Genomic DNA, 12921 nt, shown 5'->3' with positions numbered 1-12921 from the left:
ATTCAAGTCAATCAAAGGACAAAGCAAATCAAAGGTTTAGTATTAGAAAATACGCAATAGGTACAGTTTCAGTCGTTTCAGCAACATTCTTTTTTGTAAATGGGCAAGTATCTTATGCAAGTGAACAAGAGGGAAGTCAGCAAATAGAACAACAGAAAATCGTACAAAGTAATCAAGGTAACACAGCATCAACATCTGATAACAGCAATGAAAAAACAATGCCTCAAGCACAACAACTACAAACTTCAAATTTGCCATTCAGTGACACATCAGCTACTAAAGAAAATACGAAGCAACCATCCTCAAATGAAATTAAAATGGACTCTACAAGTAAAGTACAACATAATGAGACGTCTTCCAATCACATTCAAGTCAAAGATATACCAGCGCCTAAATTAAATGACAATACGAGTAAACATACTGAGCAAGGACACTTTACGATACATGATGAACATGAAAAAATTTCACAACAAAATGAAAACGATATCAATCAGAAAGATGTAGCAGAAAATAATCAAAAAGATTATCCGCAAACTCAAAAAGATATCCAAAAATCAAACTCAAGCTTAAATGAATCACATAATCTTCAAGCACAATCAACTATGGGGAAATTGAATCACCAAGATCAAGTTGAAAAAGTACAACAATCCAAAGTGAATTATATTAGAACAACCCATACAGATGAGAAGAAAGAAGTAAGCGAGAACCATGATGTGAAAACACATGAACAAAGCAATCCTCAAACAACATCATTAAAAAATAGTACAGCAGGTACAGAGGAAACGGCTACAACAGAAAAACCTGATGAAAAACTGAAACCAGGTCTTCATCAAAGTAATTCGAAAAATCTAAAAACAAAAAAAGTTTTTACAACAAATCAAAAAACGTCGAATGACCATAAGGTACAATCTGCGAAACAAACAAGTTCTTTAGTAAAATCAAAGCAGTTATCCGTAAATAATCAACCTGCTACAAAACAAAATACACAAGTACAACAATCTGAAGTAAATGAATTATTGAAAACAGCCAAAAATGCAAAGCAAGGTCAATATGTTAATAAATATCCAATCATTCTAGTTCATGGATTTATGGGTTTAATTGGTGATAATGCGCCAAAAGTCTATCCGAATTATTGGGGCGGGAAAAAATTTAAAGTGAAAGAGGAATTAGAAAAAGCAGGCTATCAAGTTTATGAAGCGGACGTAGGTGCATTCAGTAGTAATTATGATAGAGCAGTAGAATTGTATCATTATATTAAAGGTGGGGCTGCCGATTATGGTCAAGCACATGCCGAAAAACATGGGCATCATCGATATGGTAGAACATATGAAGGTATTATGCCGAATTGGAAACCAGGTCAGAAAGTTCATTTAATTGGGCATAGCATGGGGGGGCAAACCATTCGTTTATTGGAACAATTATTACGAAATGGTAATCCTGAAGAAATTGCTTATCAACAAACACACGGCGGCGAAGTTTCATCACTTTTCAAAGGACAACAAGATAACATGATTTCTTCTATAACAACACTAGCGACGCCACATAATGGTTCACCTGCATCAGATAATTTAGGTAATCGTGAATTTGCGAAAAAAATATTAAATGATATTGGAAAATTAAGCGGCAGTCGTTTTTCAAATATTGACTTAGGTTTTAGTCAATGGGGATTTAAGCAACGTCCTAATGAAAATTATATTGAATACACTCAACGCATTAAAAACAGTCGTTTATGGGATACAACAGACAATGCATTAACAGACTTAACATTAGCAGGTTCAGAACAACTAAATCAAAACACTTCATTGAACCCTAACATTGTTTATACATCATATGCAGGAGAGGCTTCACATGCCGCACTTTCAGGTAAACATGTACCTAATATTAGACAATATCCACTTATGGATTTAACAAGCCGTATCATTGGGAAAGATCCAAACGAGTTATTAAGACATAATGATGGTATTGTTCCTACAGTATCTGCACTACATCCAAATGGCCAAGCGTTCAAAGATGTTGCAGATATCACTCAGGCAAGTGCTAAAGGGATATGGCAAGTATTACCAGTTAAAAAAGACTGGGATCATATGGACTTTGTCGGTCTAGATGCAACAGATTATAAACGGACGGGTGAAGAGTTAAAACAATTTTACACAGGCATCATCAACAATTTAATAAGAATTGAAGAAAGTGAAGAATAATATAAATCGTAAATCGATATAAATTGCATACGTGCATGAAGAAGCTGTGGCATAATTAGATATCTCATAGTCTTGTTCAATTAAGCGGTAGATAACTGAATTGAACATGTAATGTCTCACTGCTTAATTTATTAAGTTAGCGAGACTTATGCATGAGCTTCAGCTCAGGTAATCTTTGCAATTCTAATCATCCATATCGGGGTGGGTCAACGAAACCTTTTTAGAAAAAATTAGGTTTCTGACCCACTCTTTTTTACGATGAAATATAAAGTGTTAGACACGCAAATTTATAGCATATCAACCAGTTATAAAACTTAGGGTATTCCTTCAATCAATTAGGTAAATCCCTAATACATTGAATTTGTGAAAAAATGTACAATTTAGTTGAGAAAGTAGAAATTTTAAAATTTGTGGAAAAATTGCTCAGTGATTGATGAATGATGTGAGAGGGTGTTTTTAATGAAGAAATTTGGATTACAATTTTTTAAACCTACAGAAAAATTTAATGGCAATTGGTCAATATTGGAAAGTAAAAGTCGTGAATGGGAAAAAATGTATCGAGAGCGTTGGAGTCATGACAAAGTTGTAAGAACAACGCATGGAGTGAATTGTACTGGTTCTTGTTCATGGAAGGTATTTGTGAAAAATGGTGTGATTACTTGGGAAAATCAGCAAACAGATTATCCGAGTTGTGGACCCGATATGCCTGAATTTGAACCCCGTGGATGTCCTAGAGGGGCATCGTTCTCTTGGTATGAATATAGTCCATTACGTATTCGTTATCCTTATATTCGTGGAAAGTTATGGGAGTTATGGACTGATGCACTGGTAGAGCATGACAATAATACCGTAGCAGCATGGGCTTCAATTGTAGAAGATGAAGCAAAGGCTAAATACTATAAACAAGCACGTGGTAAAGGTGGACTTATAAGAACAAATTGGAAAGATGTTTCAAAGTTAATTTCCGCACAAATTATTTATACAATTAAAAAATTTGGTCCAGATAGATTAGCTGGATTCACACCAATTCCAGCTATGTCTATGCTGAGCTATGCATCTGGTGCACGTTTTATGAGTTTACTAGGTGGCGAAATGTTAAGTTTCTATGATTGGTATGCAGATTTACCACCAGCATCCCCTCAAATTTGGGGTGAACAAACAGATGTACCAGAGTCAAGTGATTGGTACAATGCATCTTACATTATGATGTGGGGATCCAATGTACCATTAACGAGAACACCGGACGCACATTTTATGACGGAAGTTCGTTATAAAGGCACGAAAGTTGTTTCTGTAGCACCGGATTATGCAGAAAATGTGAAATTTGCGGATAATTGGTTAGCACCTCATCCAGGCACAGATGCAGCAGTCGCACAGGCTATGACGCATGTTATTTTACAAGAGTATTATATCAATAATCCGAATGAACATTTCATTAATTATGCAAAACAGTATACGGACATGCCTTTTGTAATTATGTTAGATGAAGATGAAAAAGGTTATAAAGCTGGGCGTTTTGTACGGGCACATGACCTAGGGGAAGTAACAGAACATAGTGAATGGAAACCAGTAATTTTTGATAATATTCAACAAAAATTAACAGTTCCAAATGGCACAATGGGACAACGTTGGGAGAAAGACAAGCAGTGGAATTTGAAGCTAGAGAATGAAGATGGCAGTCAAATCGATCCAGCATTGAGTTTTGTAGAACATGATTATGAATTACAAACGATTCAATTTCCATTTTTTGATAATGAAGGCAATGGTGTATTTGAAAGACCTATTGCAGTGAAAAAGGTGACAATCGCAAATGGGGAGACAAAGTACATCACGACTGTATTTGATTTAATGGCGAGTCAATATGGCATTAAACGCTTTAATCATGAATTGGAAGCGAAAGGTTATGACGATGCACAATCATATTACACACCTGCATGGCAAGAGCAAATTACAGGCGTGAAACAAGATGTTGTGACGCAAGTCGGTCGTGAATTTGCACAAAATGCTGTTGATACCAAAGGACGTTCCATGATTATTATGGGGGCAGGCATCAACCATTGGTTTAACTCAGATACAATTTATCGTTCGATTTTAAATTTAGTCCTATTATGTGGATGTCAAGGCGTTAATGGTGGTGGTTGGGCGCATTATGTAGGTCAGGAAAAATGTCGACCGATTGAAGGTTGGAATACAATTGCCTTTGCTAAAGATTGGCAAGGACCACCACGTTTGCAAAATGGTACAAGTTGGTTTTATTTTGCTACAGATCAATGGAAATATGAAACATCATCAGTGGACAGTCTGAAATCACCATTAGCCGAAAACATTAAACATCAACATCCAGCTGATTACAATGTTTTGGCAGCAAGACTCGGTTGGCTACCATCATATCCTCAATTTGATAAAAATAGTTTGTCATTTGGTGAAGATGCAAAAGATGCGGGCGAATTTAATAATGAAGCCATATTAAAACGTGCTATAAATGAAGTGAAATCTAGAGATACAAAATTTGCTATTGAAGATCCAGATTTAAAGAAAAATCATCCTAAAACGTTATTCTTATGGCGTTCTAATTTAATATCGAGTTCTGCTAAAGGACAAGAATATTTTATGAAACACTTATTAGGCACAAAATCAGGATTATTGGCAGAACCTAATGAAGACATGAAGCCAGAAGAAATAGAATGGCGTGAAGATACAGAAGGTAAGTTAGATTTACTCGTATCTTTAGATTTTAGAATGACATCCACACCACTTTATTCTGATATTGTCTTACCAGCAGCTACTTGGTATGAAAAACATGATTTATCGTCTACGGATATGCATCCATTTGTGCACCCGTTCAATCCAGCGATTGACCCGCTATGGGAATCACGTTCAGATTGGGATATTTTCAAGACATTAAGTAAAGCAGTATCAGATTTAGCAGAAGTGCATTTGCAAGGTACTTATAAAGATGTAGTTACAACACCGCTCGCTCATGACTCACAACAAGAAATTTCGAATGTAAATGGAATTGTGAAAGATTGGACTAAAGGTGAAGTCGAGGCAATTCCAGGAAAAACAATGCCAGGATTTGCAGTTGTTGACCGAGACTATACAAAGATATTTGATAAATATGTTACAGTGGGCCCCCTTTTAGAACATGCGAAGATAGGTGCACATGGTGTGAGTTTTTCTGTGTCAGAGCAATACGAAGAACTGAAAAGTATGGTCGGCACATGGAGTGAAACAGATGAAACTTCAGTGAAAAATGGCAGACCAAGATTGGATACTGCAAGACGTGCAGCAGATGTGATACTAAATCTTTCTTCGGCTACAAACGGTAAATTATCACAGAAATCTTATGAAGATTTAGAGCAACAAACAGGTATGCCATTAAAAGATATTTCAAGTGAACGTGCATCAGAAAAAATTTCGTTCTTAAATATTACAGCGCAACCAAGAGAAGTTATACCTACTGCAGTATTTCCAGGATCAAATAAAAATGGCAAACGTTATTCACCGTTTACGACGAATATAGAACGATTGGTACCGTTTAGAACGTTAACAGGTCGTCAAAGTTACTATATTGATCATGAAGTATTCCAACAATTTGGCGAGAATTTGCCAGTGTATAAACCAACGTTGCCACCTATGGTATTTGGCACGAAAGATAAGCAAGTAACGATAAATAATCAAACGTTAGTATTGCGTTACTTAACACCACATGGTAAATGGAATATTCACTCCACGTACCAAGATAACCAACATATGTTAACACTATTTAGAGGTGGTCCAACCGTGTGGATTTCGGATCAAGATGCATTAGCACATGATATTAAAGATAATGAATGGTTGGAAGTGTACAACCGTAATGGTGTAGTAACAGCAAGGGCAGTCGTTTCGCATCGTATGCCTAAAGGTACGATGTTTATGTATCATGCACAAGATAAACATATTGAAACACCAGGGTCACAAATTACAGATACGCGTGGTGGCTCACACAATGCACCAACACGTATTCACTTGAAACCGACACAACTTGTAGGTGGTTATGCACAAATCAGTTACCACTTTAATTATTATGGACCTATTGGGAATCAAAGAGATGTTTATGTAGCAGTGAGAAAGCTGAAGGAGGTTGATTGGCTTGAAGATTAAAGCACAAATTGCAATGGTATTGAACTTAGATAAATGTATAGGATGTCATACTTGTAGTGTCACATGTAAAAGTACTTGGACGAATCGTCCAGGTGCAGAATATATGTGGTTTAACAACGTAGAAACGAAACCAGGTATTGGATATCCGAAACGCTGGGAAGATCAAGAACAATATAAAGGCGGCTGGTATTTAAATAAGAAAGGTAAATTAGAACTGAAATCAGGTAGTAAACTGTCTAAAATAGCCTTAGGAAAAATATTTTACAATCCCAATATGCCAGTCATTAAAGATTATTACGAGCCATGGACTTACAACTATGAACATCTCACAACTGCTCAAGCAGGAAACCATTCACCAGTTGCTAAAGCACATTCTTTGGTATCGGGAGAGAAATTAGATTTAGAATGGGGACCTAACTGGGAAGACGATTTAGCAGGTGGACACGTAACAGGTCCAGAAGACCCTAACATTAAACGCATTGAAGAAGATATTAAATTTAAATTTGATGAAACATTTATGATGTATTTGCCTAGATTATGTGAGCATTGTTTAAATCCAAGTTGTGTTGCATCTTGCCCTTCTGGAGCAATGTATAAACGTGATGAAGATGGTATTGTGCTTGTTGACCAAGAGGCATGTCGTGGATGGAGATATTGTATGACAGGATGTCCGTATAAAAAAGTATATTTCAACTGGAAAACGAATAAAGCAGAAAAATGTACATTCTGTTTTCCACGTATTGAGGCAGGTATGCCAACAGTTTGTTCAGAAACGTGTACTGGACGTATGCGCTATTTAGGTGTATTACTTTACGACGCAGATAGAGTTGAAGAAGCGGCAACTGCTGAAAATGACCAAGATTTATATGAAAAACAACTAGATTTATTCTTAAATCCTTATGACGAAGATGTTATTGAACAAGCTCAAAAAGATGGCATTGCATTGGAATGGATAGAGGCAGCGCAAAATTCACCAGTTTATAAATTAGCAATTGAATACAAACTCGCTTTTCCATTGCACCCAGAATATCGCACAATGCCTATGGTCTGGTATTGTCCGCCACTAAGTCCAATTATGAGTTACTTTGAAGGTCAAACAGCGATGGATGCTAATAGAAATCCAGATATGATCTTTCCGGCTATAGAAGAAATGCGTTTACCAATACAGTATCTCGCGAGTTTATTCACTGCAGGTGATACTGAACCTGTAAAATTAGCGCTGCAACGTATGGCAATGATGCGTAGCTACATGCGTTCTCAAGTGACACAAAAAGCATTTGATGATGAAAAATTAGCGAGACTTGGTATGACTGAACGACAAACGAAAGATATGTATCGTTTACTTGCAATCGCTAAACATGAAGATCGATTTGTAATTCCAACATCGCATAAAGAGACATATATGGATACGTATCGTGCACAAGGTAGCCAAGGATATGGTGGAGAATACTTTGGATCAAACTGTGAAGGATGTGGCGTACCTGTTGCTACAGCTTCAGAAAAATCAGGTCAAGAAATATATAACGAGCAGTTCTATGGAGGGATTTTCCGTGATTAATCTTACGCAATTTAGTAAATATCAGGAAACGCTTGGTTATTTCGCACAACAATTCTCTTTTCCTGAAAAATTGACCTTACATCCAAAGACATTCGAAGAAATCATTACACCACAGCATCCAGCCTATCAAGATGTGAAAACATATCGTGAACAAATGTATGAGTTAAGCTTGTTACAAATAAAACAATTATATTCAGATACGTTTGATTTTAATAAAACGGCACCTATGTATATGACGTATAATAAATTTGATACACAAAAAGAACGTGGACAGCTATTAGCTAAATTAAAAGTATTATATGAAATGTTTGGTTTAAAAATGGCAGACAACGAATTATCAGACTTTCTACCTTTAATGCTTGAATTTCTTTATATTGCGCAGTGGCAGAACGATTCTCGTGCTAAAGGTAATATCGAGTTTGTCGTTATGATTATTGAGGATGGTACATTCGCAATGGCCAATCAATTGGCTGAGCAGAATAGCCCATATTATTTCTTAGTTAAAGGACTAAGAGAAACGTTAAAAGCATGTCTCGATCCAGTAATCGAGGTGAAGCAAAATGTTTAATCAATTTTTGTGGGTAATTTTGCCATATTTATGTGTAGCCATATTTATCATAGGACATCTCGCACGCTTTAAATTCGATAAATTTTCATGGACTGCCAAATCTAGTGAATTTATTGAAAAAAAACAGCTTAAATGGGGGAGCCTAATGTTTCATTTAGGTATTATCCCTGTTGCCATGGGACATGTAGTAGGACTGTTGATTCCTGCATCATGGCTTGAAGCGGTAGGAGTTAATGATCATTTATACCATATAGGTGCTGTGTATATCGGTAGTATTTTTGGTATAATAACGCTAATCGGTATGCTGTTGTTGACCGCGCGACGTGTCACAATTAAGAACATTAGAAAGTTAAGCTCAGCATCTGATATTATTGTAAATTTCCTACTATTAGCAATTGTTTTTATGGGTTGTTATGCAACGTTAGTAACAAATATGACAACCCCATCGTTTGACTATAGAGAAACCATCTCAATTTGGTTTAGACATTTATTTATGTTTTCACCAGATGCGCAATTAATGGTGCATGTACCGCTAGCATTTAAAATGCATATACTATTAGGACTTGTCATTATGGCATTTTGGCCATTTAGCAGATTAGTACATGTATGGAGTGTACCATTAACTTATGCGAGTCGAAGTTATATTATTTATCGAAAACATAAAGTATGAATGGAGGAGATATGTTGAATGCATTATCATTAAATGAAAATATACATTATCAATCTGTATTGGATTCAATGCGCGCTGAAGAGGGTTTTGATTTTGCAGGTATTGCATTTTATGAACAAGCAAGTCATGCTTCTCCAATAAAATGGTGTTATGTTTCGGGGAATTTGAACGAACGCTATAAATTGATTGTGTTAAGAAAAGGCAAAGGGCTTGCAGGTAATGTGATGAAGACTGGAAAACGTATGGTAATTGAAGATGTGGCAGACACTTTATCTACACAGGATCAGCACAAATATCCGATCGTTTTATGTGAACAATTGACCGCAATGATTGCAATTCCACTCTGGTATGATAGAAACGTTTATGGTGTATTATTGTTAGGACAAAGAAATCATCGCCCATTACCAAAAAATCATGAATTCATATCATTTCATAACAAATTGGGCGTATTTTGTGAAGAAGACTAGGTGAAGCTCATGAAGATAAATCAAGCACATGATGTGCAACAGCTACTCATGCAATATTTTAATCATACGTCTGAGAAAATAGTATTCGTTGATAAACAAGGAAAAGTCATCGCAATGAATCAAGCTGCAAATGACATCATTGCTTTGGACAATGACTACGAAGGAATGACAAATGCAATATGCAATCATTGTGATGGATATACCAATGAGTTTGATTTGCAATCATGTAAACATTGTTTTTTAGAAGCTCAACACATTGGCAATACTAGCTTTCAAGTATTTATGAAGACGACGAGAGGCACGGTTGAGCCATTTGCTGCAACATATCAAACGATAGATCAAGAAAAAGGTATTAAAGCATTTACATTGCAGAATGTGTCGCCGCAAATTGAGCGACATGATAAGATGTATCAACGTAAAATGATGCAAAAAACAATATCTGCTCAAGAAAATGAAAGAAAGCGTATTTCAAGAGAACTCCATGATAGTGTAGTACAGGAACTTTTAAATGTAGACGTTGAGTTGAGATTACTAAAATACCAACAAGAAATGGGACAGCTTGTTGAAGGGTCTAAACGTATCGAAGGGCTAATGTCCAAATTAATTGATGACATTCGCAATTTATCTGTTGAATTAAGACCATCGTCTCTAGATGATTTGGGTCTAGATGCAGCATTTAAGACGTATTTCAAACAAGTAGAAGCTAATTATGGTGTGAAGGTAGTCTACCGTGCTAATTTAGACGCGCGTAGGTTTGATAATGAAATTGAAACAGTGGTCTATCGCATTGTACAAGAAGCATTATTTAATGCGATTAAATATGCCAATGTAGATACTATTGATGTTGAAGTGCATGTTAGCGAGACACATTTAATAGCAGAAATTATTGATAGAGGTAAAGGATTCATAAAGACAGACCAGCCACAGGGAACTGGCTTGGGACTTTATGGCATGAATGAACGTGCTGAACTTGTAAATGCACACGTAAATATCGACACACAAATGGGAAAAGGTACGATTGTTACACTTGAAGTTCCAATTTAGGGAATAAGGAGAAATTAATTGTGAAAATAGTGATTGCAGACGATCATGCAGTAGTGCGCACGGGTTTTTCAATGATTTTAAACTATCAAGAAGATATGGAAGTGGTTGGCACTGCTGCAGATGGTGTTGAAGCGTATCAGAAGGTAATGAAATACAAGCCTGATGTATTAATTATGGATTTAAGCATGCCTCCGGGTGAATCTGGACTTATAGCGACAAGTAAAATTTCCGAAAGTTTTCCAGAAACAAAAATTTTAATATTGACGATGTACGACGACGAAGAGTATCTATTTCATGTTCTAAGAAATGGGGCAAAGGGTTATATTCTTAAAAATTCTCCTGATGAACAACTATTGCTAGCCATTAGAACGGTGTACAAAGGAGAAACTTATGTTGATATGAAATTAACAACGTCTTTAGTTAATGAATTTGTCAATCATTCCGCGGATGATACACGCTCTACGTCAGACCCGTTTAAAATACTTTCAAAGAGAGAAATTGAAATACTACCATTAATCGCAAAAGGTTATGGTAATAAAGAAATAGCTGAAAAACTTTTCGTGTCAGTGAAAACAGTCGAAGCACATAAAACACATATCATGCAGAAGTTAGAATTAAAATCCAAACCAGAATTAGTAGAGTATGCCATGAAGAAAAAGCTAATAGATTTTTAATTGAGACGATAACAAGTAAAGCAGTATGTGTCACTACACAATAATATGTGTAACGATACGTACTGTTTTTTATTTTTTATTCCAATAGGATGTAGGGAAAATATGCGAAGACTTAAGGGATAATCCTTATGTTCAATTTTTCACAAAGATTTTATAATAGCATTGTAGCCAGTAGTCTATAAAGAAATACATTTTGACTTACATATAGTACATCAGTTGCAACATTTTAGTAATTTAAACCAATTTACGCCAAAAAATGTTTAGAGCAACTTGTAGATTACTTGGCTACTTATAAAAAATTTAAAATGAAGGTGAAATAAATGAACAAAGCGAGTGGTGGTTTTCAATTAACATTGCAATCGTTAAGTCTGGTAGTAGGTTTTATGGCTTGGAGTATTATCGCACCATTAATGCCCTATATTTCACAAGATGTGCAGATTACAAGTAGCCAACTTTCTATTATATTGGCGATTCCAGTTATACTAGGTTCAATATTGAGAGTACCTTTTGGATATCTCACGAATATTATAGGCGCGAAGTGGGTGTTCTTCTGTAGTTTTATCATCTTATTATTCCCAATTTACTTTTTAAGTCAAGCACAAACACCAGCCATGCTTATGGCATCCGGATTCTTTCTTGGAGTTGGAGGTGCAGTATTCTCTGTAGGTGTAACAGCATTACCTAAATATTTCCCTAAAGAAAAAGTTGGCTTAGCTAATGGTATATATGGCATGGGAAATATTGGAACTGCAATTTCTTCTTTCTTGGCACCACCGATTGCAGGTATTATTGGTTGGCAGACAACGGTAAGATGTTATTTGATTGTCATCGTTTTGTTTGCACTTTTAATGTTTTTATTAGGTGATCCGAAAGAACCTAAAATAAAGGTTCCACTTATAAAACAATATAAAATTTTAATGAAAGATTTAAGACTTCACTATTTATCATTATGGTACTTTATAACGTTTGGTTCCTTTGTAGCATTTGGGTTGTTTTTACCTAATTTTTTAGTTCAAAATTTTGGTATTACAGAAGTAGATGCTGGAATTAGAGCGGGTGTCTTTATTGCATTAGCCACGTTCCTAAGACCACTTGGTGGTGTATTAGGTGATAAATTTAATGCAGTGGTATTATTAATCTTTGACTTTGTATTAATGATTATAGGAGCAATTATACTTGGATTATCGAGTCATATATTACTCTTCACGATTGGCTGTTTACTTATTAGTATGTGTGCAGGAGTTGGAAATGGATTAATCTTTAAACTTGTACCATCTTACTTTGGCAAAGAAGCAGGGTCTGCAAATGGTATCGTATCCATGATGGGAGGATTAGGTGGTTTCTTCCCACCATTAGTTATTGCTTACGTGACGAGCATCACTGGAACAAGTCACTTCTCATTTATCTTACTAGCAATTTTTGGTGCGATTGCTTTAATCACTATGATTCACATTGTAAAACGTGAAAAATTAAATCGATTGGCATAAAAAAGCTGAGCCTGGGACGTAAATAGATGTCTCAGGCTCTTATCAAATTAGGCAGTGGATGACTGAATTGAAAATATAAAGTCTCACTGCTTTAATTTATTAAGTTAGTGAG

General features: G+C 35.8%; 8 protein-coding genes and 1 pseudogene. All 9 read left to right on the top strand.

Annotated features, from left to right (window positions below):
* Positions 1-32: 32 nt before the first annotated feature.
* Positions 33-2198, top strand: a pseudogene (lip, locus tag BJS11_RS13985) (YSIRK-targeted triacylglycerol lipase); the annotation flags it as partial.
* A 459-nt stretch (positions 2199-2657) separates the two neighbouring features.
* On the top strand, positions 2658-6341 hold the full coding sequence (locus BJS11_RS05930) for a nitrate reductase subunit alpha (RefSeq protein WP_069995554.1): 3684 nt from the start codon (positions 2658-2660) through the stop codon (positions 6339-6341).
* A complete protein-coding gene (gene narH, locus BJS11_RS05925; protein ID WP_069995555.1) occupies positions 6331-7899 on the top strand; it encodes a nitrate reductase subunit beta in 1569 nt (522 codons plus the stop codon). Before BJS11_RS05930 ends, narH begins: the two co-directional genes overlap by 11 nt.
* On the top strand, positions 7892-8467 hold the full coding sequence (gene narJ / locus BJS11_RS05920) for a nitrate reductase molybdenum cofactor assembly chaperone (RefSeq protein WP_069995556.1): 576 nt from the start codon (positions 7892-7894) through the stop codon (positions 8465-8467). The genes narH and narJ overlap by 8 nt, the downstream gene beginning before the upstream one ends.
* Complete coding sequence (gene narI, locus BJS11_RS05915; protein WP_069995557.1) at positions 8460-9137, top strand: respiratory nitrate reductase subunit gamma; 678 nt, start codon at positions 8460-8462, stop codon at positions 9135-9137. The genes narJ and narI overlap by 8 nt, the downstream gene beginning before the upstream one ends.
* Positions 9138-9148: 11 nt before the next feature.
* Positions 9149-9604 (top strand): nitrate respiration regulation accessory nitrate sensor NreA, encoded by a 456-nt coding sequence (nreA, locus tag BJS11_RS05910; RefSeq protein ID WP_069995558.1) that lies wholly within the window; start codon positions 9149-9151, stop codon positions 9602-9604.
* A 9-nt stretch (positions 9605-9613) separates the two neighbouring features.
* Positions 9614-10648, top strand: a complete 1035-nt coding sequence (locus BJS11_RS05905) for a sensor histidine kinase (RefSeq protein ID WP_069995559.1) — start codon at positions 9614-9616, stop codon at positions 10646-10648.
* A gap of 20 nt (positions 10649-10668) precedes the next feature.
* On the top strand, positions 10669-11322 hold the full coding sequence (gene nreC, locus BJS11_RS05900) for a nitrate respiration regulation response regulator NreC (RefSeq protein ID WP_069995560.1): 654 nt from the start codon (positions 10669-10671) through the stop codon (positions 11320-11322).
* 320 nt (positions 11323-11642) lie between these two features.
* On the top strand, positions 11643-12809 hold the full coding sequence (locus BJS11_RS05895) for a nitrate/nitrite transporter (RefSeq protein WP_069995561.1): 1167 nt from the start codon (positions 11643-11645) through the stop codon (positions 12807-12809).
* Positions 12810-12921 lie beyond the last annotated feature (112 nt).

This window comes from Staphylococcus caeli, from assembly GCF_900097965.1.
Lineage (GTDB): Bacteria > Bacillota > Bacilli > Staphylococcales > Staphylococcaceae > Staphylococcus > Staphylococcus caeli.
The sequence above is the reverse complement of the archived record's forward strand: the minus strand, read 5'-3'. Positions and strand labels throughout refer to the sequence as shown.